General features: G+C 66.2%; 16 protein-coding genes. 7 read left to right on the forward strand and 9 right to left on the reverse strand.

Features of this window, described 5'->3' with window-relative positions; genetic code table 11:
- Nucleotides 1-303: 303 nt before the first annotated feature.
- Both AC1Q7Q_RS13190 and AC1Q7Q_RS13195 read left to right on the forward strand, forming a co-directional pair.
- Nucleotides 304-3054 (forward strand): ATP-binding protein, encoded by a 2751-nt coding sequence (locus tag AC1Q7Q_RS13190; protein WP_492376185.1) that lies wholly within the window; start codon nucleotides 304-306, stop codon nucleotides 3052-3054.
- Entirely contained in the window at nucleotides 3051-4340 is a 1290-nt protein-coding gene (locus tag AC1Q7Q_RS13195) for an EAL domain-containing response regulator (RefSeq protein ID WP_492376184.1), read from the forward strand. The genes AC1Q7Q_RS13190 and AC1Q7Q_RS13195 overlap by 4 nt, the downstream gene beginning before the upstream one ends.
- On the opposite strand, the gene AC1Q7Q_RS13200 is transcribed toward AC1Q7Q_RS13195, so the two are convergent.
- The 4 genes from AC1Q7Q_RS13200 to AC1Q7Q_RS13215 all read right to left on the reverse strand — a co-directional run bounded on the left by AC1Q7Q_RS13200 (nucleotide 4337) and on the right by AC1Q7Q_RS13215 (nucleotide 8999).
- Complete coding sequence (locus tag AC1Q7Q_RS13200; RefSeq protein ID WP_492376183.1) at nucleotides 4337-5593, reverse strand: serine hydrolase domain-containing protein; 1257 nt, start codon at nucleotides 5591-5593, stop codon at nucleotides 4337-4339. The genes AC1Q7Q_RS13195 and AC1Q7Q_RS13200 overlap by 4 nt on opposite strands.
- Nucleotides 5594-5815: 222 nt before the next feature.
- Nucleotides 5816-6805, reverse strand: coding sequence for a Bug family tripartite tricarboxylate transporter substrate binding protein (locus tag AC1Q7Q_RS13205; protein ID WP_492376182.1), 990 nt, complete (start codon nucleotides 6803-6805; stop codon nucleotides 5816-5818).
- A 69-nt stretch (nucleotides 6806-6874) separates the two neighbouring features.
- A complete protein-coding gene (locus AC1Q7Q_RS13210) occupies nucleotides 6875-8029 on the reverse strand; it encodes a CaiB/BaiF CoA transferase family protein (RefSeq protein ID WP_492376181.1) in 1155 nt (384 codons plus the stop codon).
- On the reverse strand, nucleotides 8019-8999 hold the full coding sequence (locus AC1Q7Q_RS13215; RefSeq protein WP_492376180.1) for a hydroxymethylglutaryl-CoA lyase: 981 nt from the start codon (nucleotides 8997-8999) through the stop codon (nucleotides 8019-8021). The genes AC1Q7Q_RS13210 and AC1Q7Q_RS13215 overlap by 11 nt, the downstream gene beginning before the upstream one ends.
- Before the next feature lie 285 nt (nucleotides 9000-9284).
- Between AC1Q7Q_RS13215 and AC1Q7Q_RS13220 the strand changes: the two genes are divergently transcribed.
- The 3 genes from AC1Q7Q_RS13220 to AC1Q7Q_RS13230 all read left to right on the forward strand — a co-directional run bounded on the left by AC1Q7Q_RS13220 (nucleotide 9285) and on the right by AC1Q7Q_RS13230 (nucleotide 14287).
- A complete protein-coding gene (locus AC1Q7Q_RS13220; protein ID WP_492376179.1) occupies nucleotides 9285-10187 on the forward strand; it encodes a LysR family transcriptional regulator in 903 nt (300 codons plus the stop codon).
- Between the two features lie 381 nt (nucleotides 10188-10568).
- A complete protein-coding gene (locus AC1Q7Q_RS13225; RefSeq protein WP_492376178.1) occupies nucleotides 10569-13298 on the forward strand; it encodes a UPF0182 family membrane protein in 2730 nt (909 codons plus the stop codon).
- 125 nt (nucleotides 13299-13423) lie between these two features.
- The gene (locus AC1Q7Q_RS13230; RefSeq protein WP_492376177.1) at nucleotides 13424-14287 is read left to right on the forward strand and encodes a cytochrome c; all 864 of its coding nucleotides are present in this window, start codon (nucleotides 13424-13426) and stop codon (nucleotides 14285-14287) included.
- Nucleotides 14288-14335: 48 nt separating this feature from the next.
- Here the strand turns inward: AC1Q7Q_RS13230 and AC1Q7Q_RS13235 are convergent, their stop codons facing one another.
- Nucleotides 14336-15460, reverse strand: coding sequence for an AAA family ATPase (locus tag AC1Q7Q_RS13235; RefSeq protein ID WP_492376190.1), 1125 nt, complete (start codon nucleotides 15458-15460; stop codon nucleotides 14336-14338).
- A gap of 77 nt (nucleotides 15461-15537) precedes the next feature.
- A complete protein-coding gene (locus AC1Q7Q_RS13240) occupies nucleotides 15538-16248 on the reverse strand; it encodes an RNA ligase family protein (RefSeq protein ID WP_492376176.1) in 711 nt (236 codons plus the stop codon).
- A gap of 537 nt (nucleotides 16249-16785) precedes the next feature.
- Between AC1Q7Q_RS13240 and AC1Q7Q_RS13245 the strand changes: the two genes are divergently transcribed.
- Both AC1Q7Q_RS13245 and AC1Q7Q_RS13250 read left to right on the forward strand, forming a co-directional pair.
- Nucleotides 16786-17427, forward strand: a complete 642-nt coding sequence (locus AC1Q7Q_RS13245; RefSeq protein ID WP_492376175.1) for a hypothetical protein — start codon at nucleotides 16786-16788, stop codon at nucleotides 17425-17427.
- A gap of 109 nt (nucleotides 17428-17536) precedes the next feature.
- On the forward strand, nucleotides 17537-17899 hold the full coding sequence (locus AC1Q7Q_RS13250; RefSeq protein WP_459371228.1) for a hypothetical protein: 363 nt from the start codon (nucleotides 17537-17539) through the stop codon (nucleotides 17897-17899).
- 179 nt (nucleotides 17900-18078) lie between these two features.
- On the opposite strand, the gene clpB is transcribed toward AC1Q7Q_RS13250, so the two are convergent.
- The 3 genes from clpB to AC1Q7Q_RS13265 form a co-directional block, all read right to left on the reverse strand.
- Nucleotides 18079-20667, reverse strand: coding sequence for an ATP-dependent chaperone ClpB (gene clpB, locus AC1Q7Q_RS13255; protein WP_492376398.1), 2589 nt, complete (start codon nucleotides 20665-20667; stop codon nucleotides 18079-18081).
- Between the two features lie 197 nt (nucleotides 20668-20864).
- Complete coding sequence (locus AC1Q7Q_RS13260; protein WP_492376399.1) at nucleotides 20865-21794, reverse strand: MaoC/PaaZ C-terminal domain-containing protein; 930 nt, start codon at nucleotides 21792-21794, stop codon at nucleotides 20865-20867.
- Entirely contained in the window at nucleotides 21794-23959 is a 2166-nt protein-coding gene (locus tag AC1Q7Q_RS13265; RefSeq protein ID WP_492376400.1) for a D-(-)-3-hydroxybutyrate oligomer hydrolase, read from the reverse strand. The genes AC1Q7Q_RS13260 and AC1Q7Q_RS13265 overlap by 1 nt, the downstream gene beginning before the upstream one ends.
- Nucleotides 23960-24007 lie beyond the last annotated feature (48 nt).

Raw genomic sequence — 24007 nt, forward strand, 5'->3', positions numbered from 1 at the left:
CGGGCACAGCGGATTCGGGCAACGGCGAGCGCTATGCGGCGCTGCCCGCGGCCTCTTCGATATGAAGACTGCCGGCCAGTGTTTGCGCTGACACCCTAAATGTCAAGGCGCCGCGCCATGCTGCCGCGCAGCATCCGTACGGCATGCTGCAGCGCGTTCCGCACCATTTGCCGCGCCGCGCGCATGTCATTGCGCGAGGGGCGGATTCAGACAATAATCGGAGCGCCCGCTGCCAGCCATCCGTCCCGACCCGGATCGCACACCCGCCTCCCGGAGCCGCATCGCACCCGACGCCACCACGCCATGCGCATCAAACGAGAATATCAATCCTGGGTCGCGAATGAAACGCTGGAGGATTACGCGCTGCGCTATGCGGCACGCTCTTACCGGCGCTGGTCGCCGTTCACGCTGGCCAACACGGCCATCGGCGGCGTGTCCTTCCTGGCGCTGGAAGCCATCGGCGCCAGCGTCACGCTCAGCTTTGGCTTCCAGAACGCGTTCCCGGCCATCCTGCTGGTCTGCGCGCTGATCTTCCTGATCGGGCTGCCGGTGGCATACCACGCCAGCATGGCCAACGTGGACATCGACCTGCTCACGCGCGGCGCGGGCTTCGGCTATGCCGGGTCCACCATCACCTCGCTGATCTACGCGTCCTTTACCTTTATCTTCTTCGCGCTGGAGTCGGCCATCCTGGCCCAGGCGCTCGCCATTGCCACCGGCCTGAACCTGACAGTGGGCTACCTGGTCTGCTCGCTGGTGATCGTGCCGATGGTGTTCTTCGGCGTCACGCTGATCAACAAGCTGCAGATGTGGACACAGCCGCTGTGGGCGGTGCTGCTGGTGCTGCCCTTCGCCTACATCCTGCGCCACGATCCCGGCGTGCTGGCGCAATGGGCGGCATTCACCGGGCGCGATGCGGCCTCGCCGGCGTTCAATATGCTCGCGTTTGGCGCGGCCACCGGCGTGCTGTTCTCCCTGATGGGCCAGATTGGCGAGCAGGTGGACTACCTGCGCTTCCTGCCCGACCGCACGCCGCAGAACCGCTGGAGCTGGTGGAGCGCGCTGCTGCTGGCGGGCCCGGGCTGGATCGTGATCGGCGGCCTCAAGGTGCTGGCTGGTAGCCTGCTGGCGGTGCTCGCGCTGCGAGCCGGCGTAGCCGCCAATCACGCGATGGAGCCGATCCACATGTACGTGTGGGCATACGGGCAGGTATTCGATCGGCCCGAGGTGGTGCTCGCGGTGGCGATGCTGTTCGTGCTCGTGTCGCAGATCAAGATCAACGTGACCAATGCCTATGCGGGCTCACTGGCCTGGTCCAATGTGTTCGTGCGGCTGGCGCACTACCATCCGGGCCGCGTGGTCTGGCTGGTGTTCAACGTGCTGATCGCACTGTTGCTCACCCTGCTGGGCATCTTCAGCACGCTGGAGGCCGTGCTGAGCGTGTATTCCAACCTGGTGATCGCCTGGCTCGGCGCCCTGGTGGCCGACCTTGTCGTGCTCAAGCCGCTGGGCATCAGCCCGCGGCACATCGAGTTCCGCCGGGCCTACCTGTATGCGTTCAACCCGGTGGGCTGCGGCGCCATGCTGATTGCCTCGCTCGCCGGCATCGGCGCTTACTCCGGCTTGCTTGGCGCGCTGGCGCAAGCCTATTGCGCCTTTATCGCGCTGGGCGCTTCGTTCGCCAGCGCCATCCTGATCGCTTATGCGACCCGCGGCCGGTACTACATCGCGCGGGAAGACCCACACCCCCTCGACAAGCACACCGACGAGCCGATCCGCTGCTGCATCTGCGAGCGCGACTACGAAGCACCGGACATGGCGCACTGCCCCTTCTATGCGGGGCCGATCTGCTCGCTGTGCTGCGGCCTGGACAACCATTGCCACGATGCCTGCAAGGCGCCTGGCACCGCCGCGCAAATGCAGGCGGCGCCGTGGCAAGGCAGCTTCCTGCGGATACTGCCGCCGCATTTCCTGCGGCGGCTGGCGCGCTTCCTCGGCCTGTTCGTGATTGCCGCGGCGGCCATGGGCGCCGTGTTCCTGCTCGCCTACCGGCTGATCGGCGAAGGCCATGCCTCGCACGCCGACGGGATCGGCGGCCTGCTGCTGCGCGTGTACTCGGCCACCCTGCCGCTGCTGGCTTTCGGCGCATGGTGGATCGTACTCTCACACGAAAGCCGCGAACTGGCACAGGCGGAACTGATGGAGTCGCTGCGCCATCTCGAGTCTGCGCGCAAGAACCTGGTGGACGCGGAAAAGATGGCCTCTCTCGGCGGACTGGTCGCGGGCGTGGCGCATGAGATCAACACGCCGGTGGGCATCGCCGTCAGCGCCGCCTCCTACCTGCAGGACCGCACCAGCGCCACGCAGGCGCTGGTGGCGAGCAACGAGCTGGCACCCGAGGCGCTGCAGCGCTACCTGTCGGATGCCGCGCAATCCGCCCGTTTGCTGTTGTCCAACGCCAACCGCGCGGCCGAGCTGGTGCAGAGCTTCAAGCAGATGGCGGTCGACCAGACCAGCGAAAAACGGCGCAGCTTCGACCTGGGCGACTATATCCGCGAGACCGTGGTCAGCCTCGACCCGCGCCTGCGCGACACGCATGTGCAATTACTGATCGACTGCCCGGCCGGCATCGCCATGAACGGCTACCCCGGCGCGATCGCGCAGATCCTCACCAACCTGGTCATGAACTCGCTGGTGCACGCATTCGGCAGCGGCGACACAGGCCCTGTGCGCGGCACCATCCGCATCGCCGCCCGGCTCGCCGCCGGTGACGAAGTCGTGATCCGCTACGCCGACGACGGCGGCGGCATTCCCGATGCCCTGCATGAGAAGATCTTCGAGCCCTTCTTTACCTCGCGCCGCGGCAAGGGTGGCAGCGGCCTGGGCCTGCACCTGGTCTACAACCTGGTGACGCAGCGCCTGGGCGGCACCATCGCCGTGGGCCATGCGGTGGGCACCGATGGCGGCGGTACCGTCTTCACCCTGCGCATGCCCCGCATCACACCCTCGGCAAAGGCCACCATCCCGATCGTATCCGCCAGGACTCTGCCATGAACTCCTCTTTGTCCATGCCCGCGTGGCAGGTCCTGCTGGTCGACGACGACCCCGACGTGCACGAGATCACGCGCCTGGTACTGATGGACCTGACCTTCTCCGGGCGCAAGATCCAGTTCCACAGCGTGTATTCCGGCGAAGCCTGCAGGGCCCACCTCGCCCGTCACCCCGATACCGCGCTCGTGCTGCTCGATGTCGTGATGGAAACCGACGATGCCGGCCTGGCCACGGTGCGCTACATCCGCGAGCAACTGCGCAACCCCGACCTCCAGATCGTGCTGCGCACCGGGCATCCCGGCATGGCGCCGGAGCGCGAGGTGGTGACCGGCTACGAGATCAATGGCTACTTCCTCAAGACGGAGATGACCGCGCAGAAGCTGACCTCCGTCGTCATCGGCGGCCTGCGCGCGTACCAGTACGTCAAGGCCTTGCAGCAAGCCCATGCCCTGCCCAAGCCAGTACCGCGGGCGCCCGAGCTACCCACCTCCGAGGCAGCTAGCGACGCGCAGGTCGAAGCTGCCATCGAGCAAGCGCTGCACAGCGGCCAATACCGGCTGCAAGCCGTCTCCCAGTTCGACCTGGGCTCCGCCGCCATTGCGGCCATCGCGCTGCTGCCGGCGTGGCCGGGCCCCACCGGCTGGATGCCGCATGCCGAGATCGCCAACTACGTGCGCAGCCCGGGCCTCATTGGCGCGATCAATGCCGTGCTGCTGCGCCGCGCCTGCGAACTCGCGCTAGCCTGGCACTCGGATCCGCAAGCCGCCCTATCCGGCCCGGCCCGCGTCAGCGTCCCCATCCTGCTGCCGCTCATGGCCGGCGCCGAGGAGTCCGAACTGCTGGCGTTGCCGGAGCTGCTCCGCCAATACCTGCGCGAGACCGCCCAGGCCGGCAGCGGGCTCGACCTGCAATTGCCGGGCATCCTGCTGGGCACCGCCACGGAAGCCGCCCGCCTTGCCTGCGCCCGCATCCAGGAGCAAGGCGCATCCGTCACGCTGGCCGACGTCGGCAACACGCCCATCTCGCTGGCCAACCTGCAGCGCTTGCTGCCCGACCGGCTGCAGATTCCCCAGGACTACGTGCGTAACGTGGCAACCGATGCCAAACGCGCCGCCATCGCGCGTGCCGTGATCGCGCTGGCGCACACGCTCGGCATGCAGGTACTGGCCAATGGCCTGGCCAGCTCGGAAGAACTGCAGTTCTTCAAATGGGAGGGTTGCGACATTGGGCAGGGGGACGTGCTGGGCAGCGTTTGGGAGACCACGGGTCGCGGCTCGCCAGGCGCTTAGCGTGCCGCGGCACCCGGCTCGGTGATGGCGCTGTAGACCAGCGTGCGCAGCTGGCGGCGCACCGGGTAGGCGGACGACGGCAAGAGCTGGGTCAGGAACAGTCCGATCAGGTCCTCCTGCGGATCGACCCAGAAGAAGGTGCTGGCCGCTCCGCCCCAGAAGAAGTCGCCGGCGCTGCCGGGAATCAACGTGGTCGCCGGCGTCACCGTGGTGGCGAAGCCAAGCCCGAAGCCAACGCCATCATAGGTGGCTTCGCTGAACATGGAGCGCGACATGCGCGGCAGGTCCACCCCGCCCGGCAGATGGTTGGCGGTCATCAGCGCCAGGGTCTTCGGCCCCAGCAGGCGCACCCCATCGAGCTCACCGCCTTGCAACAGCATGCGTGCGAAGCGCATGTAGTCAGCCGCGGTGGACACCAGGCCGCCACCGCCGGAGATGAAGCTTGGCGGTTTCAGGTAGGGGCTGGTGCGGGGATCGTCCTGCAGGACCGGCGCGCGCGCGGATACTACCTTCGAACCGAGCGAGCCGACGGCGTAGCAGGCGCAAAGGCGCGAGGCCTTGTCTTGCGGCACGTGGAAGGCAGTGTCAACCATGCCCAGCGGATCGAATATGCGTTCCTTCAGGAAGGTCTCGAAAGGGATTCCGCTGATCTTGCCGACAAGATAGCCCAGCACGTCGGTGGCAACCGAGTAGTTCCAGGCCTCGCCCGGCGAGAACTCGAGCGGCAGCTTGCCCAGCTTCGCGATCATGTCGTCCAGCGTGCCGCCGGTGGCGAGTTCGCCCAGCATCTGCTTGCGGTAAGCGGCGTCGACGTTGGTGTTCTGCTGGAAACCATAGGTCAGGCCGGACGTATGGCGCAGCAGGTCGACCACCAGCATCGGGCGCGCAGCCGGGCGCGTCTGGAAGCTCTCCATGAAGCCCCCGGCATAGACGCCCAGGTTTTCCCATGCCGGGATGTACTTGCTGACCGGATCGTCCAGGGCGATCTTGCATTCCTCGACCAGCATCATGACCGCCACCGAGGTGACGGGCTTGCTCATCGAGTAGATGCGGAAGATCGAATCCTCGGCCAGCGGAACCTGCCGCTCGCGGTCAGCCAGGCCCAACACCGAGTTCAGCGCCAACTCGCCGCGCCGCCACACCTGGATGAGCGTGCCGGGCAACTTGCCGGTCGCGATATAGGCGTCGTCGATGAAACGTTCGACCCGCCCAAGCCGCTCGCGGGACATCCCCTGTGTTTGCCTGCCTTGCATATCCGTGTCTCCTCATTGATACCGTAGGTGAAATGCCGGCTCGCTGGCTGGAAATGCCGCTCGCTCGCACCTCGCCATCATGACATCGGCGCCTCCCCACGCCAAGCGGGCTGCGCGGGCAGCGGCAACATTCAATGAAACCGGAGAAGCGGTGGGCCGGCGCCTGCCGCACGGATCGCATCGACTCACCGAAGGATGCGATGAGGTATGCGGCCCCTGCCCTTACTCCAGGGTCACATTGGCCTTCTTGACCAGGGCCGCATAGCGCGCCGCTTCGCTCTGGAAGAACCTGGCGGCTGCCTCCGGCGTGCTGGGACTGATCGTATTGCCCTGCTTCTTCATCACTTCCAGCACGTCCGGACTGGTGAAAGCCTTGGCGAACAACGTGTTGAGGCGCTTGACCTCGGCCGGCGGCAGCCCTGCGGGGCCTACCACGGCAAACCAGCCCTCGACCGCGTAGTTGGGCAAGCCTTGTTCTGCGATGGTCGGAATATCCGGTGCGGCCGGCGAGCGCGTCGCGCCGCACAGGCCGATCGCGCGCAGGGTGCCGCTCTTCAGGTGGGGCGCCACGGCGTTCAAGGCCACGACCCCCATCTCCACCTGGCCCGCTATCAGGTCGGTCATCATCGGTCCGGTGCCTTTGTAGGGCACATGGCGAGCCTTGACATGCGCCTCATCGAGGAACATTTCCGCGGCGAGCTGGATGATGGTGCCGTTGCCCGACGACGCATAGTTGAGCGAATCGGGCTTGGCCTTGAGCAAGGCAATGAGTTCCTGCACGTTCCTGGCGGGAACCTTGGGGTTGACCACCAGGACCAGCGGCGTGGAGCCGATCACGCTGATGGGCGTGAAGTCCTTGATCGCGTCGAACGGCATCTTCTTGTACACGCTCGGGTTGATCACGTGGTTGTTGGAGAACAGGCCCAGCGTGGTGCCATCGGGTGGCGCCTTGGCCACCGCCGCCGCGCCGGTCATGCCGCCGGCGCCGGGAAGATTCTCGATCACCACTGGCTGGCCCAGGCTCTTGCCCAGCGCAGGCCCGGCAGCGCGTGCGATCGCGTCCACGCCCGAGCCAGCGCTGATCGGCAGGATCAGGCGCACCGGCCGGCCCGAGCCTTGGGCCAGCACGGTGCCGGCCGGCAAGGCAAGCATAAGTGCGATCGCCGAAACGGCCATGCCGAGTGCTGCCCGGCGCGAAAGGGGGAATGCCATGTCTGTCTCCGTATGTTTATCGTTCTGGTCCGCGTGGCCGTCCGAAGCCACGTGGCAATGCGGGAGGATTCAGTCCGGGGCACGCCCGCCCAGGCCGGACAGGATTTCGTCGTTGTGCTCGCCAATGCCCGGCAGCGGCATGCGCACGCCGGGCCTGCGTCCGCCCATCAACAGCGGCAGCAGCACAACGTCGGTGGTGCCGCCGTCCTCGGTCTGCATCGGCACCAGGCCACCGCTTGCTCTCAGGTGCGGGTCATCGAGCAGTTGCTCCGGACGCATGATGGGCGCGTAGGGAATGCCCGCGGCTTCGAGCTTCGGCGCGAGCGCTTCCACGCGATGGTCCTTGAGAATCTCGCCAAGCCGCTCCAGCAATGCCGGGCGTACCGCCACCCGCATCGCGTTGGTGGCAAGCGCCGGATCAGCGGCCAGGTCGGGACGTTGCAGCACGTCGCACAAGGTGTTGAACTGCTTGTCGCTGACGGCCCCGATGAAGAGCTGCTCGCCTTCGGCCAGCGTGAACACGTCATAGACGCTCCAGGCGGACACGCGCGACGGCATCGGCGGCGGCGGCTCGCGGGTCATCGAGAACTGCTGCATATGCTGGGACGACAGGAACACGCAATTCTCGAACAGCGCGCTCTGCACTTCCTGCCCCTTGCCGGTACGGTCGCGCTCCCGCAGGGCAGCCATCACGCCGATGGCGCCGAACATGCCGCCCATGATGTCGTTGACCGAGGTGCCGGCGCGCAGCGGGCGGCCCTTGGGCCCGGTCATGTAGGACAGGCCGCCCATCATCTGCACGACTTCGTCGAGCGCCAGGCGGTGTTCATAGGGACCGGGCAGGAAGCCCTTGTGCGAGACGTAGATCAGTCCGGGAAACCTGGCGGACAGCGTCGCGTAATCCAGCCCGCATTTCGCCATCAGCCCCGGGCGGAAGTTCTCCAGCAGCACGTCGCACTGGCCAACCAGCTCCGCTGCCGTGGCCTGCCCTTGCGGGGTGGTGATATCGATGACGACGCTCTTCTTGTTGCGGTTGAACGAGCGGAAGAAGCCAATGCCAAGGCCGGGCAGGTTGCGGGTCTTGTCGCCACCGGGCGGCTCGACCTTGATGACTTCGGCGCCCAGGTCCGCGAGGATCATGCCGCAGGTCGGGCCCATCACCATATGGGTGAACTCAACCACGCGGACGCCGGCGAGCGGCAAGGAGGCATGTTCAGCGTGCATGGTTCTCTCTCAGGCGGACAGCCGCATCGGCAACCGATGCGGGAAATGTCTTGGGCAGGCCGGCGCGCCACAACGTGCCGTGCAGGGTTTCATGGGGCAGCCAGCCGGCCACGCGCTCGCGCAGCGCCAGCAGACGGCTGATATCGATGCCGGTATCGAAGCCCATGCTGCCCAGCAGGTAGGCCAGGTCTTCGGTAGCGACATTGCCGCTGGCGCCGGGCGCGTGCGGGCAGCCGCCGATGCCGGCGAGGCAGGCATCGAAGCGGGTCACCCCGACCTCCAGGGCGGCATGGACGTTGGCCAGGCCAAGCCCGCGCGTGTCGTGGAAGTGGCCGCACCAGAAGCGGTCGCCGGCCATAGCCGTGGCGCGTTCGAACAGGCGGCGGACCATGCCGGGATCGGCGTAGCCCACCGTGTCGGCCAGGCTCACGCGATCGGCGCCCGCGTCCAGCAGGGCCTGCATCAGCCGCAGCACCTCGTCCGGATCCACATGACCCTGGATCGTGCAGCCAAAGGCCGTGCCCACGCCACCTTCGATCAGCGTGCGGGAGCCGGCCGCGTCGCGCTCGGCGCGGATCCTGGCGACTTCGGCTACGACTTCGTCGGGGGTCTTGCGCAGGTTGGCCAGGCTATGCGCATGGCTGGCGGAAAGCGGTACCAGCATCAGGTCCGCGCCGCTGGCGATGGCGTTCTCCGCGCCCCGCAGGTTCGGCACCAGGACCGAGACGAACAGCCCCGGCAGCGACCTGGCAAAGTCCACGAGTTCCGCGGTATCGGCAAGTTGCGGCAGCAGCTTCGCCGGGACGAACGAGCCGACTTCGATCTCCCGCTGGCCCGCCGCATAGGCCGCCTGGATCCACTCGCGCTTGGCGCAAGTCGGCAGGATGGTGGCGATGCTTTGCAGCCCGTCACGCAGCCCGACCTCGCGGATCACGGCTTGGCGCGGTGCCGATGGAATGTGCGTTGTCATTGGATCTGTGTCCCCTCGGAGATTAGTGCTTCAGTCTGGCCTATGCACTCTATGTTGTTCCAGCCTAGGCCAGAAGCGGTAATCAAGAAGCACCAGCATTCCGGATTGGAACATCTAAGCGAATCACTCCGAAGCGTGCTCAAGCCAGCGGCCCGCCGACTGCCGCACACGAGGCGCCAAGTGCCACCGCTCGTGTCCAGCCCGAGGAATTTCCGGTGATGACAAGAAACGTTAAGATGGCCGCACTTAATTTCCAGACTGGAAATCCACCGTTGAAGGCTTTCGATGCGTGATCTAGACCTCACCTCCCTGCGCCTGTTTGTTGCGGTTTGCGAGACCCGCAACATGGCGCGCGCCGGCGAACAGCAGCACATCGTGGCTTCGGCCATCAGCAAGCGGCTGGCGCAGCTGGAAGACACGGTGGGCGTCACGCTGTTCGAGCGGCGCCGGCGCGGCGTGATCCCGACCGCGGCGGGTGAGATCCTGCTTGAGCACGCTCGCGCCATGCTGGCCGCGGCTGATCGCGTGGAGCGCGACATGGCCGACTACGGGACCGGCATCAAGGGGCAAGTCCGCTTGCTGGCCACCGTATCGTGCATGGCCGAGTCGCTGCCCGACGATATCGCGAGCTTCCTGCAGGTGCCCGAGCATCGGGACATCCGCGTCACCGTCGAGGAAAGCCTCAGCCGCGACCTCGTCCGCGCATTGCGTGAGGGATCCGCACCGTTGGGTATCTGCTGGGATGCCGCGGATCTGGAAGGATTCCGGACCCGCCCCTATCGCAGCGATGCCCTGGCGGCCATCGTGCATCCCGAGCATCCGCTCGCTAGCCAGGCGGATTGCACGTTTGAGCAAACACTGGAGTTCGACCACATCGGGCTGCCCGGGCAGACGGCTGTGCACACCATGCTCGCGCGCGCCGCGGCCATCATCGGCAAGCCGATGGCGTACCGCGTGGTGGTTTCCTCGTTCGATGCGTCCCTGCGCTGCGTGCGCGCGAATCTGGGTCTTGCCATCATGCCCCGCGAGGTGGTCGAGCCCACTTACGCCGGCTTTGGCGTACGGGTGGTCCCGCTCACCGATACCTGGGCGCAGCGCCGCTTCGCGATCTGCATGCGCGACGAGGCAAGCCTTTCGCCAGCGGCAAGGCTGCTGGTGGACTACCTGGAACAAAAGGCGGCAGGCTGACGGCACGCCTGCGCGCATCGCCTTGCGCAGTCGGCGCAGACTGGTATCACGATGACAAGGCGTACAACAAACCGAGGGCTAGCAGCCATCCGGTCAGTTTCAGGTAATACCCGCCACCGTGATGAGGTTGGCCTGTGCGTAGTGCATTGCGGCTGTGCGGCATCATGTTGCTCACCGGTTTGGACAGTCCACAGATTAAGAACTCGTCCATGCAAATGGCGTAGAAAGCTATCGGCCAGGCATAAACAGCCCGTAAATGTCCATCTGCTGCCGGATGATTCCCCACCTACAATGAATTGTCGGGCCGGGCCAGCTTGGACCTTTGCCTTGTTGCGGGCAGCCGCAGGCTACGGATGACGGTCCGGCAAAGGAGCATGATCGATGCGCTCGCCAGGGATATCCGGCCTGCGCCTGAGGCGCATTACCGCCAGGGTTGCGGTTGGCATCATCGGCCTGATCGTCATCGGCCGCCTCACCGGCATGCTGGTTGACTGGCTGTGGTTTTCCTCCATCGGCTATGTCAACGTCTTCTGGACGGTCCTTGTCACCAAGGTGCTTCTGTTCGCCGCTGTCTTCGCTGCGTCGGCTGGCGCGATCTGGGTGTCGGGATCGCTGGCGCACCGCTATGCGAGCCCGCCCGGCTCCTGGAAGGCAGAGGTCTTGAGCGAGCTGGTGGGCGAAGTCGCGCCGCACCTGCCCTGGCACGCCGCCATCGCCGGTGCCGCCGTCCTCCTGGGCCTGCTCCTCGCCACCAGCGAAATCCCGGACTGGGACCTCGTGCTTCGCTACCTCAACCAGGTGCCCTTTGGCAAGGCCGATCCGATCTTTGGCAAGGACATCGGCTTCTATCTCTTCTCGCTGCCCGCCTATCTTGCGCTGAGGAACTGGCTGCTACTGCTGCTGTGCTGCAGCGCTGCGGCGGCGGCCACGGTGTACGGAATGCGCGGCGACATCGCCTGCATGCGCTCGCCGCGCGGGCTTTCACCCGCGGCCGCGGCCCACGGCTCGGCCCTGCTGGGCCTGTTCTTCCTGCTGCAGGCCTGGTCCTACTGGCTCGACCGCTTTCTGCTGCTCTACGGGGACAACGGCGTGGTGGTAGGCGCCAGCTATACCGATATCCATGTGGGGCTGCCAGTCCTGTGGCCGCTGATCGGCCTGGCCACCGCGGCCGCAGCCGCCTCGTGGGCCAATATGCGCTGGCGGGGCTATCGCATTCCTGCCGCCTCGGCGCTATCCGTGTTCGGCAGTGCATTGGTACTGGTGCTGATCTACCCGGCGCTGTTCCAGCGTTTCTATGTCAAGCCGAACGAACTGCAGCTGGAGACGCCCTATATCGCCCACAACATTGCGCTGACGCGCGACGCCTATGGCCTGGCGCAAATCTCGGTAAAGCCGTTTCCCGCCGAGCAGAACCTCGATCTCGCCGCGCTGCAGGCCAATCGCCCGACCATCGACAACATCCGCCTGTGGGATCTGCAACCGTTGCGCGATACCTACGCGCAGTTGCAGGAGATCAGGACCTATTACAAATTCCTGGCGACGGACATCGACCGCTACCGGTTCGACGCCCGTTACCAGCAGGTGATGCTCTCGGCGCGGGAGCTGGAGCCGTCGCTGCTTCCTGCCAATGCCCAGACCTGGGTCAACCTGCATCTCCTGTTCACCCACGGCAATGGCGTCGTGATGTCGCCGGTCACGGAGAAATCCGCGGAAGGCCTGCCTACGCTTTACCTGAAGGATATTCCGCCTGTCTCCAACGGCGGCCCGCCCATGGTCGAGCCGCGCCTGTACTTTGGTGAAGGCGGCAAGGGCTATGTGATCGTCAACGGCAACGCGCCCGAATTTGATTACCCCAAAGGCGATGAGAACGTTTATACGACCTACCACGGGCGCGACGGCGTCGCGATCGGCAGCATGGCGCTGCAGGCCCTCTTCGCCTGGCAATTCGACGATCCCAACATCCTGGTGACCAGCTACATCACGCCCGCGAGCCGGATCCTGCTCCATCGCAATATCCAGGACCGGGTGCGCACGATCGCCCCGTTCCTCAGCCTCGACCATGACCCCTACATCGTCGTCGGCGGCGGGCGGCTTTTCTGGATCCAGGATGCCTATACCACCAGCCGCTGGTTCCCATACTCCCAGCCGGGCACCGGTGACGGCGACAATTACATCCGCAACGCGGTCAAGGTGGTGATCGATGCGTACAACGGGACAGCCGATTTCTACATCAGCGACGCCGCCGATCCCGTCGTACGAACGTACCAGCGCATTTTCCCGGGCCTGTTCAAGCCGCTGGGCGCGATGCCGCAAGACCTGCAGCAGCATATCCGCTACCCCGAAGACCTGTTCCTGATCCAGGCGCAGGTCTACCGCGCCTATCACATGGAAACGCCGGAAGTCTTCTACAACCGCGAGGACCTCTGGCAGTTCCCGCGCAAGCAGGCCGACATCGATGCGGGCACCGGCCCCGGCATGCCCATGACGCCCTACTACATGATCGTGCGGCTGCCCGCGCAGCCGCGCGCCGAATTCGTGCTGATGCTGCCGATGGTGCCCAGCCAGCGCGAGAACATGATTGCGTGGCTGGCGGCGCGTTGCGATCCGCCTGACTACGGCAAGCTCGTCGTCTATGCCTTTCCCAAGGACAAGCTGGTCTATGGGCCATTCCAGATCGAGGCGCGCATCCAGCAAAACACCGAGATTTCGCAGCAGATTTCGCTGTGGAACCAGATGGGGTCGCGCGTCATCCGCGGCCACCTCCAGGTCGTGCCCATCGACAACTCGATTCTCTACGTCTCGCCGCTCTACTTGCGCGCGGAGTCCGGTCAGTTGCCCGAACTGAAACGGGTGATCGCCGCCTATGGCGACCATGTGGTGATGGAGGAAACCTTGGGCGCGGCCCTGGCGGCGCTCTTCAAGGAGGCGGCCCCGGTGGCGGCCGCGCCCGGTGGCGCACCAGACGGCCGCGCCCGCGAGGCACTCGCCCACTATGACCGCGCCATGGAGCGATTGAAGGCAGGCGACTGGGGCGGCTTTGGCGCGGAACTCGATGCGCTGAAGCCACTGCTCGAAGCGCTCGGCGCCGGGCGCGCCGATACGCAGAAATGACGAACGATCATGCAAACGACCGCGCCCGCCGCCGAGCCGGCGAAAAAGGCCGACGCTCGCTTGCAACGGCTAGAATGATCGCCAACCACCGCCGCACATTGTTCGCTCGCCCTGGAGGAAGACCCATGAAAGTCTGGATCGCAATGGCCGTTGGTGCGCTTGGATGCGCCATGGCGTTCCTGGCGGGTCCGGCTTGCGCCGCGGACACGGCGACGCTGACCATTGCCGCCGGTGCGCAACAGCGCAACTGGACGCGGGATGCGCTGCTGAAAGACCGCCGCCTGACCGACGTGACGGTGGACGACGACAACCTGAAACGCCGCCTGACGTTCAAGGCGATTCCCTTGGCCGCCCTGCTGCGCGGCATGCCGGTGACGGCCGACGCGAGTGCGACGACCGCAGCCAGCGATGGCTATGTCTCTCACCTGCCGACGCGCCTGTTGCTGGCCGATAGCGCCGACGAGCCGCGCGCCTGGCTCGCGGTGGAAAATCCTGCCGCGCCGTGGCCGACGCTCAAGGGCCAGGACATCGGGCCGTTCCGCCTGATCTGGACAGTGCCGGCGGGCCGCGCCGCTTCCCTTGTCAACGAGAGCCTCTGGACGTACAGCATCGTGCGCATCGACATCACCGCGCCGCCGGCGGAGCGCTTTGCGGCCATCCGGCCCGCCCCCGGCCTGCCGGCGGACGGCGCGGTCATGCGCGGCTTCGCGACGTTCCAGCGCGTTTGCTTCTCGTGCCACTCCCTCAACCGGGTCGGCGACGCGCACCTTGGCCCCGATCTGAATGTGCCGCACAGCGCCGTCGATTATCTGGGCGACGACAAGCTGGCCACGCTGATCCGCGACCCGCAGTCGCTGCGCTGGTGGCCCAACGCGCGCATGTCGGCGATCGACGAAAAAACGCTGTCCGACGCGGATCTGAAGGACTTGCTGGCGTATCTGCATCACATGGCTGGGCGCAAGGTGGCTGCGCCTCCCGCAGGTTCCTGAGTCCTGATGCGCCCGTGCCGCATGGCATGGCACGGGCCAGCATCCGGTTCAATTGGCGATGTGATAGGTGACCGAATGCGCCTCAACCGGCGACACCACCTCCCACCTGTGGAGCATTCTCTCGATGGCGGCGTTGGTCAGCGTGGTGTCGCGCTTGCGGTTGCGCGACAGGATGGTCTGCTCCGCGGCCTCCAGATAGACGACATTGACTTCGGCGCCGTACGCGAACAGCAAGTCGAGGGTTTTCGCGCGCATCTGCCGGCTCAGGTGCGTCGCGTTCCAGATGAACGGCCTGCCCTCGCGCAGCAGCGCTTTTGCCTGGTCGACGGCAAAGTGCATCGCCGCGCCCTCGTTCTTCCCGTATTTCAGCCCGAGGGCCTCGCGTGCGTCGTCAAACCCCACAACCGGCAGACCGACGCAGCATGTCTTGATCCAGGTGCTCTTGCCTGTGGCCGGCAGGCCGCTCAGGACCGTCACGGTGGAGCCCGCCTCGCGGTGGTAAGCATAGTCCGGATGGACGTCTTCGCCCCGGAGGTAGCGCATCCGAGTCCAGCGGTCCGCGAAGGCGCGCGGCTGGCCGTAGCATCCCTCCTCGCGCGCCAGCTCGCGAAACAGCGCGATGTCGACCAGCACGTCTTCGCTGTCTGCGCATACCCGCCCACGCATGTCGGCCTCGGCCAGCGCCGCCAGCTCGCGTATATCGAGTTCCAGCGACAGGCGCCGCACCACCATCTCGGCGGACTCGCCGGACCGGCTTCCCCGGATGGCATAGAACGGCAGCTGATGCACGTGGATCAGCCGGCAAACCGCTTCGCGCAAGGCAAAGGGCACACCGCTGCGCCACAACAGCACGCGCGCATCGACCGCGCCGCGCGCCGAGTGGCCCGGCTGGCCGATCGCCCCGGTTTGCGGGTCTACCCGCGTGGTGGCTGGCTTGGCGATGTCGTGCAGCAGCGCCGCATGGAACAGGACAAAGCGGCGCTCGGGAGTGGCCATCGCATAGTCATCCAGCCCCACCAGGGACTGGACCACCAGCTTGGTATGGGTCCAGACGTCGCCCTCCGCGTGATAACGCGGATCCTGCGGCGTGCGGCGCAACGGCTCCAGGCATGGGAATGCCGCCATCAAGGCCTGCCAGTCCGGGTCGACACCCGGGGCAGGCACGAGTGCCATCAGGCTCGTGTAGGCAGGCGCCCGCAGCACAGGTGCCGTGCGCAGCGATTGCTGGTTCGCTGCGGTCAACAGGTCGGTCATTTCCATTGCGGCTCTCCTGCGCGCTCACGCATGTGGTTCTGCTCGAACGCGTGGTTGTGCATCCAGTGCGCGTCCGTCTGCACATGCCCGCTGCGCACGAACTTCGCCACGCAGCGCCTGAAACCGGCATAGGGGAACGCGCCCGCGATCCGGACCACATAGCCCTCCATCCGCTCGCGCTCACGTTCGCCCCAGAGGGACTGGATCGCCGCGGCGTCGAACACGCCGTCGTAAAGCACCGGCACCGGCTCGATACCGAGCAGGGCAAACCACTCCAGCGTTTCATCCCAACCGAGACATACATTGCGAGCGTTCCAGATCGAGAACCCAAGGAAGAACGAAGCCAGGTCGCGGTAACGGATCGAATGCATGGCGAACAGGTTCTCGCCGCAGACGCGCCAACCCTGCGGAATATCCATGCGCATCGCGCCCCAGAATCCCTTGAGCCAGTCACGGCTTGGATGATGGCGGCTGTCCAGGCTCCTGGCGTGCATGCCCGTGCGGTAGAGCGAGGTGTTTTCTCCGTCCATCTTGGACGTGACAATCACGCGGCAGCCCTGGAAGGCATCCAGGGACTCGATCCTCCGGTCATCGTCGCTAAGTCCTGGCGACCACGGCAAATGCAGCGTGCGCGGATACTTCACGCGATCGGCAATCGGGTCGGCAGGGTTGGTTTCCCGAAGCGCTTCGGGTTCTTGCATCGTCATTTCGAACTCCAGAAAAGATTGGAGCCGACGATGGGATGGCGCGTGGTGGCATTGGCGGTGCCCCGGCAGGCAACTCAGGCCTGGGACAGCGTAAGCGCTTGAGGCAAGCACAGCAGGCGAAGAGCGCGGGCGCGCCATCGGCACTCTGCGTGTGCAGGTATCGTCGGCATCAGAGGGTGATGGCGGACGTGCGGGGCACTTTACTCTCCAGGAACAAGGGGTGAACGATCAACTGCACAAGCGTGCAGGTGCCGGATATTACACAGGCGGCGCGGCTGCGTAAATCGTGCGTTGTTCGCTTTCCACACCACGCCCGCCCGGAGTTGCGGCCCGATTGGCGCTTTGCAGCGTGGCACGGGCGGGCCGTGCGCGCCCAATCCCGGCATAATCCGCAAGAGATACCCAGACGAGCCGGCGCAAAACATGAACGACTGTCCCCGATGCGCTCAACCAGGGCTTGCCGCTTCCCTTGGCGAGGTTACCCATGACATTGCGGCCCCAATACCAATCAGGAAGCCGGTCGGCAAGCCGCCGATCTTGCCGGCGATACTTCTGCCAGCCGCCCTTGCGCTGGCACTCGGCCACGGCCACGACGGCTGGGCGGCGCCCCAGGCCGAGCAGCCCACGCTAAGCATCGAAGAGCGTGCGACGGAGCCGCCCCAGCTGTTCCCCCCGACTTACGATGAAGCGGTCACGGCGCTGATCCGTGCGTTTGACGTCGGCGCCATTCTTGCGGCTGGCCTGGACCAGGCCTTTGCCAGGCTGCCGGCGAAAATCGGGCCCATCCCCAAAGAGCGCTACACGCGATGCGCCCGCGCGAAGCTCTCGCCCGAGGTGGTCGAGGCGGCAGTCCGGCCCGCGCTGGCACCGGAGATCCAGGATGCCGGACTGGCGATGCGGCTGGCGCGCTTGCTGGGCTCGCCGGTCGGGCGCAAGACCAAGGAGGCGGCGCTGTCGGGCAAGGAGATAGCTGAAGCCGGCATTACGGGTGCCGACCTGCTCGAATTCAACCGCTTCATGGAGAACCCCGCATTGAAGGCCTTCCTTGAGCAGGGCGGGCTGCGCCGGGTCAAGGATGCCGTGACCCGTGCAATCAGGGTGGAAAGCAAATCGGCCTCGGACGCTTGCGTCAAGGAGCTGATGCCCCTGTACCGCCTCACCAACGAGCGCTCGGCCTGATGCCCCCCTTGCGTCCGGCACGCCGTGAAATATCGTTACAGTTGTAATCCCCTGCAGTGCGGCGGCATGGCTAGAGTCAGCTTATTGCGACTGCAAGATGAGGATCGACATGCAGCAAGGTAACTTCTACGCGCTGGGGCTTGGCGCATTTGTTCTGGCGCTCGCCCAGCCCGCATTGGCACGCGTCGATGTGGACCTGAACGTCGGCGTGCCTGCGCCGGTGGTGGTGGCGCCGGCCTACCCCGCGCCCGTGTATCAGGCTCCGCCCGCCTATCCCGCCCCCCCGCCGCCCGCGGCCTATCCTGCGCCGGCTCCGGTCTATGGGCCCCCTCCCGGTTATGTCGGATATGGGCCGCCAGTGGTGGTGGCGCCGGCGGTGGTGATCGGGTGGCACGGTGAGCGCTACTGGGATGGACGGCGCTGGTGGGGTCGCCGCGACTGGTATGCCTACCATCACCCCTACCGGCGCTGACGAGCGCATCTCCGGGATGCATGTGATACATGTGATGCAGGCGTGACCCGAGGGTGGCGCGGATGCAACGGCCCGGACCGCATTTTATTAATGTTGATTACAAAGAAAAACCGCCCCGGCAAAGGGGCGGTTTTTCGTTCTGGCGTACTGCCGTGGTAGTGCCGTGGTAGTGCCGTGCCTCAGTGGCCCTTCGGACCGAAGGTGTACTCCCCATCCTGGTAATCCACCGGCACCACATCCTTGGCGGCGAACTTGCCTTCGAGGATGAGACGCGCCACCGGGTTCTCGATCTGCTGCTGGATCGCACGCTTGAGCGGACGCGCCCCGAACACCGGATCGTAGCCAGCGCTGGCGATCTTGGCCAGCGCAGCTTCGCTCACCTCCAGCGTCATGTCCATGCGCGCCAGCCGTGCCGTCAGCCGCTCCAGCTGGATGCGGGCGATCGACTCGATATGCTGCTGGTCGAGCGAATGGAACACCACCACCTCGTCGATACGGTTCAGGAACTCGGGCCGGAAATGCGTCTTCACTTCCTGCCATACCGCGCCCTTGACCGCTTCGTGCGGCTCGCCGGTCATTGCCTGGATGATGTGCGATCCCAGGTTCGAGGTCATCACGATCACCGTGTTCTTGAAGTCCACCGTGCGGCCCTGGCCGTCGGTCAGGCGACCGTCGTCCAGCACCTGCAGCAGCACGTTGAAGACGTCCGGGTGGGCCTTCTCGACTTCGTCGAGCAGGATCACGCTGTACGGCTTGCGGCGCACGGCCTCGGTCAGGTAACCGCCCTCTTCATAGCCCACGTATCCCGGCGGCGCGCCGATCAGCCGGCTCACGCTGTGCTTCTCCATGAACTCGCTCATGTCGATGCGGATCAGGTGGTCCTGCGAATCGAACAAGAACTCGGCCAGCGCCTTGCACAGTTCGGTCTTGCCCACCCCGGTGGGGCCGAGGAACAGGAACGAGCCGTAGGGCTTGTTCTCGTCCGACAGGCCGGCACGCGAGCGCCGGATGGCGTCCGACACCAGGCGCACGGCCTCGTCCTGGCCCACCACGCGGCGGTGCAGGTAGTCCTCCATCTGGATCAGCTTCTCGCGCTCGCCCTGCATCATCCGGGACACCGGGATGCCGGTCGCGCGGCTTACCACCTCGGCGATCTCCTCGGCGCCTACCTGCGTGCGCAGCAGCTTGTTGGGCTGCTTCTGCTCGCTGGCTTCGGCGACCGTGGCGGCCTTGAGCTTGCCTTCCAGTTCTGGCAGCTTGCCGTACTGCAGCTCCGCCACCTTGTCGAGCTTGCCTTCGCGCTGCAGGCGCGTGATCTCCAGGCGGATCTTGTCGATCTCTTCCTTGAGCGCGGCTGCGCCCTGGGCGGCACCCTTCTCGGCCTTCCAGATCTCTTCGAGGTCGGCGTATTCCTTCTCCAGGCGACCGATTTCCTGCTCGATCAGTTCGAGCCGCTTCTTCGACGCCTCGTCGGTTTCCCGCTTGACGGCCTCGCGCTCGATCTTGAGCTGGATGGTGCGGCGCTCGAGCTTGTCCATCACCTCCGGCTTGGAGTCGATTTCCATCTTGATGCGCGCGCCGGCTTCGTCGATCAGGTCGATGGCCTTGTCGGGCAGGAAGCGGTCGGTGATATAGCGATGCGACAACTCCGCCGCCGCGACGATGGCCGGGTCGGTGATCTCCACGCCATGGTGCAGCTCGTACTTCTCTTGCAAGCCGCGCAGGATGGCGATGGTGGCCTCCACGCTGGGTTCGTCGACCAGCACCTTCTGGAAGCGGCGCTCCAGCGCGGCGTCCTTCTCGATGTACTTGCGGTACTCGTCCAGCGTGGTGGCGCCGATGCAATGCAGCTCACCGCGCGCGAGAGCCGGCTTGAGCATGTTGCCGGCGTCGATCGCGCCCTCGGCCTTGCCGGCCCCGACCATGGTGTGCAGCTCATCGATAAAGACGATGGTCTGCCCTTCGTCCTTGGCGATGTCCGACAGCACGGCCTTGAGGCGTTCCTCGAACTCGCCGCGGTACTTGGCGCCGGCCAGCAGCCCAGCCATGTCGAGCACCAGCACGCGCTTGCTCTTGAGGCTTTCCGGCACTTCTCCGTTGACGATGCGCTGGGCCAGGCCTTCCACGATAGCGGTCTTGCCCACGCCCGGCTCGCCAATCAGCACGGGATTGTTCTTGGTGCGGCGCTGCAGGATCTGGATGGTGCGGCGGATTTCGTCGTCGCGGCCGATCACGGGGTCGAGCTTGCCGATGCGGGCACGCTCGGTGAGGTCCACGGTGTACTTTTTCAGCGCTTCGCGCTGGGTTTCGGCGTCGGCGCTGTTGACCGAATCGCCGCCGCGCACGGCTTCGATGGCGGTCTCGAGCGATTTGCGCGAGAGGCCGTTTTCACGTGCGATGCGGCCGGCCTCGCCCTTGTCATCGGCCACCGCGAGCAGGAACAGCTCGCTGGCGATGAACTGGTCGCCGCGCTTGATGGCCTCTTTCTCGGTGGCGTTGAACAGCGCGCTGAGTTCGCGCCCGACCTGGACCTCGCTGGTGCCCTGCACCTGCGGCAGGCGCTTGATGGCGGCATCCAGCGCGGTGGTCAGGCCGCCGACGTTGACGCCGGCACGCGCCAGCAGCGCACGGGCGGCGCCGTCGTTCTGCGCCAGCAAGGCGCGCAGCACGTGCAGCGGGTCGATGTATTGGTTGTCGTTGCCGATCGCCAGGCTCTGGGCATCGGCCAGCGCTTCCTGGAATCGGGTAGTCAGTTTGTCAAGTCGCATTTAGGAGCCCTCTTTTTCGGATGAGTGCCCGATGCGGTAGGCAAGGCGCTTGCGCCCCGGCCTGCCGATCCCGCCACGCGGGCCGGACACTGGTGTCTGATCGAAAGATAAGGCTTTGCGCGTGCATTTCAAGGCCTGACTGCACGGCCCTTGATGTGGCGCAGGAAATACGTTGCACCTTGGCCACCCACGCGGCTTCAGGCGGCCGCCAGCGACCGCTTGTCCTCCAGGTTGCGCACCAGCACCAGCGCCTCCCCGGCCAGCACCACGCGGCCATCGTCGCCGGTGACCACCGTGGCCAGGTTGACCAGGTCCTTGTCGCCGCGCAGGCGCACGATGCGCACCGATGCGCTCAGCAGCTCGCCCAGCCGCGCGGGCGAGCGCAGCCGCAGCGACTGCTTCATCCAGCCAGTGCCGCGGCCCGGCAAGCGCGTGCCCAGCAGATCCGAGAACATGCCGGCCAGCAATGGCAGCGGCACGATGGTGCCCTCGAAGCCACGGCTGTGGGCGAACACCGGGTCGGTATAAAAGGCATTGCCATCGTCGGTCAACGCCACGTATTCATCGATATCGCCCGCGCTGAAGCTGCGTACCGCCGAAGCCTCCTGGCCCACGCTCAGGTGATAGAGCGCACGGTCGCCAGCTGGCTGCCCCACAAGCTGCCCGGCGGATTGCGCAACTTCGTCGGCATCCTGGCGCTGGGCCTCGGCCAGCGATTCCGCGCTGGCGTCGACCAGCAGCACCGCGTCGCCATGTGCCGTTATCTGCTCATCCGTGACGGGCGTGCGGTTGCGACCACGCTGCACGCAGCGCACCGACGTGTCCAGCGCGATCCGGTCGCGCCCGGGCGTTTCGTTCAACACCAGCACGGCGGCCACGCCGTCGCCGACAAAGGTGGGACGCGGGAACATCAGCGTTTGCGCGATGGGCAGCACCGGCCGGGGGTTGCTGCGCTGCATCTGCGCGCAAAGCAGCGAGAACAGGAACATGCCATGCGCGACCGTGGCGCCAAAATGCGTCGTGCGGGCGAACGCCGGATCGCAGTGGATGGGGTTGTCATCGCGCGAGAGCGAGGCGAAGCGGTCGAAATCTTCTTGCGTCAGAACGCGTGGGCGGGATGCCTTCATCAGTTGGGTACCTCTACGGTGCTGCCGTTGACCGTGATCCGGTCCGCATCGGCGGGCGTTGCGGCAAACGGCGGCAGGTTGGTGGGCAAGATGGCGGGTGCCGGCGACGCGGTGCCACCGCGCGCGACCGTGCGCACCACCTGCGAGGGTGGCAGCGCGCGGCCGTTGGCGAGGTTGTCGTAGACCGCGTCGAGCGCCCGGTTCAGGTAGACGTGGAGCGGGATGAAGCGGTTGTCGTAGCCCGCTACCGCGCCGATGAAACTGTCGAAATGCTGGCCATTGGTGACTTCCATATAGGACAGCTTGCTGGCGCTGCCCTCCTGGAGCCGGTTGTAGCCGAGATAAGGCCGCGACGTATGGTTGACCGGCAGCAGCGCATCGCTGCGGCCATGCACGATGATGGCCGGCTTGCCGTGCAGGTTGCCCGAGCGCAGCGTCTGGGCCAGGCCCGCCTGCAGCGCCTGGGCCTGCGCGCCGGTGCCGGTGAGCAGGCCGCGCAGGCAGCGGGCGCCGTCGAGGTTGGCATCGGCCACATTGTTGCTCGGCGACTGGGAATAGATATCGCGCAGCGGGCCGCCGGGATTGTTGTCGTTGATCAGCTGCACGCCGGCCGCCGGCGGCACGCCATTGCCTGTCGCGTACAGCACATTGAGCGTAGCTGGCGCAATCGCCGCCGGCGTCAGGACTGCCGTGCCGGTCGCGGCAAAGCTGAAGCCGCACAAGCGATCCGCCACGCCGGCCCGCGCGAGCGCGTTGGCAAAGGTCACCGAGACTGCATTGGCCACCTCAAACAGGGCCAGCGACGGATGGAGCACATCGGACTCGGCTTCCCAGCCAAAGGCGTGCAGCGCCTGCAACGCGCTGACGGACTGGCTGGCGGCATCCGGCCCGGTCACCAGGCCCGCGTTGGCCAGCGACTGGCAGCGGTTGAGCGCCGGCTGCGCCAGCCCGACGGTGGGCAGCGCGTACAGCGCCACACCCGGCGCATTCACCAGCGCGCTCGCCTGCGAGGTGCAGAGCTGCAGCAGGTTGGCCGTGGTGGTGTAGTCATACAGCGGGCGCCCGGACAGGCTGACCGGCACGCCGCCACGGGTGACGGTGACGCCCGTGTTGCTGGGCAGGTTGAGGTTCGGCTCGCCCACCGCCACGCCGTCAATCAGGCCCTGGGTGTCCTGCTCCGCCGCGGCAATCGCCGCGCCGCCGCCGTTGGACACGCTGGACGCGATCACCACGACCTTGTCCGGGCCCAGGCTGCGCTGGCGCGTGCCATTGGTGGTCACGTTGCCAAAGCGGTCGTTGATGGCCCAGATGGCGAAACTGGCGGCCTGCAGCGTGAACGTGCCCCAGTCCTTCTCGGGGTTGCGCTGCGAGTGCGCGTGCTTGAACGCCAGCCGGTGCGGCGCCAGCGCATTGAACGCGGCCAGGCTGGTGTTGGGAAACGGCGCGGCAAACTGCGCGTTGGCGCCGGCCGCGGCGCGGCTGGCGCGGGTGCCGTCGATCAGCGCAACGGTATCGGTGTCCAGGTCGTGCGGCGCGGCACCGGTGCCTTTGTCCGTGTAGGCGACGGCGCAGCCGCGCTTGAGTGCCCACTCGCCGGTGGAGATCGCGCCATAGACGCCGCGCGAGCCGGACGACGTGGCGGTGATCAGGCACGGCTTGGCCAGATTGAAGCTGTCGGGAATCTGCACCAGCATGGTTACGTTCTGCTGGCCGCTGCCATCGTCGGAGAAGGCCAGGTACTCGCGCCCGGCGACCTTGCCCTGCCCCGTCGTGACGTTGCCTTGCGCGTCCACATTGGGGCCGTACAGCGAGCCATAGCCACCGCCCGCCGTGGTATCCACCAGCGCGCGGTAGTTGGTGTAGATAGCGTAGCGGCGCAGCTCGGCCGCGGTGGGCGCGGCCGGATTCAGCGGCAACGGCGCGGTGGCGGAGCCCAGGCCGTCCTTGCCGAGGCCAGCAGTGAGCAGGTCGTCCGTGTTGCCGTCGTAGGTCTTGATCGTGACCGCGCCGATATTGGCCGGCTTGGTATTGGGATTGGTATTGCCGCTGCTGGTGTTGTTATCGCCCGAGCCGCACGCCGCCAGCAACAAGCCCGCTGCCCCTGCCAGCGCCAGGCGCGCGCCGTATCTGGTCAAATCGCTATGCCCTGCAAATCCGCGCAACATGTTGTGCCCCCTTACTGCATGCCGGCCCGGCATGCTGGATCGATCGGA

Source organism: Cupriavidus sp. GW823-FHT07A04, from assembly GCF_058794615.1.

Coding starts and splice junctions, on each gene's coding strand:
- AC1Q7Q_RS13190 (WP_492376185.1), top strand. CDS start 304: ATGCGCATCAAACGAGAATATCAATCCTGGGTCGCGAATGAAACGCTG.
- AC1Q7Q_RS13195 (WP_492376184.1), top strand. CDS start 3,051: ATGAACTCCTCTTTGTCCATGCCCGCGTGGCAGGTCCTGCTGGTCGAC.
- AC1Q7Q_RS13200 (WP_492376183.1), bottom strand. CDS start 5,593: ATGCAAGGCAGGCAAACACAGGGGATGTCCCGCGAGCGGCTTGGGCGG.
- AC1Q7Q_RS13205 (WP_492376182.1), bottom strand. CDS start 6,805: ATGGCATTCCCCCTTTCGCGCCGGGCAGCACTCGGCATGGCCGTTTCG.
- AC1Q7Q_RS13210 (WP_492376181.1), bottom strand. CDS start 8,029: ATGCACGCTGAACATGCCTCCTTGCCGCTCGCCGGCGTCCGCGTGGTT.
- AC1Q7Q_RS13215 (WP_492376180.1), bottom strand. CDS start 8,999: ATGACAACGCACATTCCATCGGCACCGCGCCAAGCCGTGATCCGCGAG.
- AC1Q7Q_RS13220 (WP_492376179.1), top strand. CDS start 9,285: ATGCGTGATCTAGACCTCACCTCCCTGCGCCTGTTTGTTGCGGTTTGC.
- AC1Q7Q_RS13225 (WP_492376178.1), top strand. CDS start 10,569: ATGCGCTCGCCAGGGATATCCGGCCTGCGCCTGAGGCGCATTACCGCC.
- AC1Q7Q_RS13230 (WP_492376177.1), top strand. CDS start 13,424: ATGAAAGTCTGGATCGCAATGGCCGTTGGTGCGCTTGGATGCGCCATG.
- AC1Q7Q_RS13235 (WP_492376190.1), bottom strand. CDS start 15,460: ATGGCACTCGTGCCTGCCCCGGGTGTCGACCCGGACTGGCAGGCCTTG.
- AC1Q7Q_RS13240 (WP_492376176.1), bottom strand. CDS start 16,248: ATGACGATGCAAGAACCCGAAGCGCTTCGGGAAACCAACCCTGCCGAC.
- AC1Q7Q_RS13250 (WP_459371228.1), top strand. CDS start 17,537: ATGCAGCAAGGTAACTTCTACGCGCTGGGGCTTGGCGCATTTGTTCTG.
- clpB (WP_492376398.1), bottom strand. CDS start 20,667: ATGCGACTTGACAAACTGACTACCCGATTCCAGGAAGCGCTGGCCGAT.
- AC1Q7Q_RS13260 (WP_492376399.1), bottom strand. CDS start 21,794: ATGAAGGCATCCCGCCCACGCGTTCTGACGCAAGAAGATTTCGACCGC.
- AC1Q7Q_RS13265 (WP_492376400.1), bottom strand. CDS start 23,959: ATGTTGCGCGGATTTGCAGGGCATAGCGATTTGACCAGATACGGCGCG.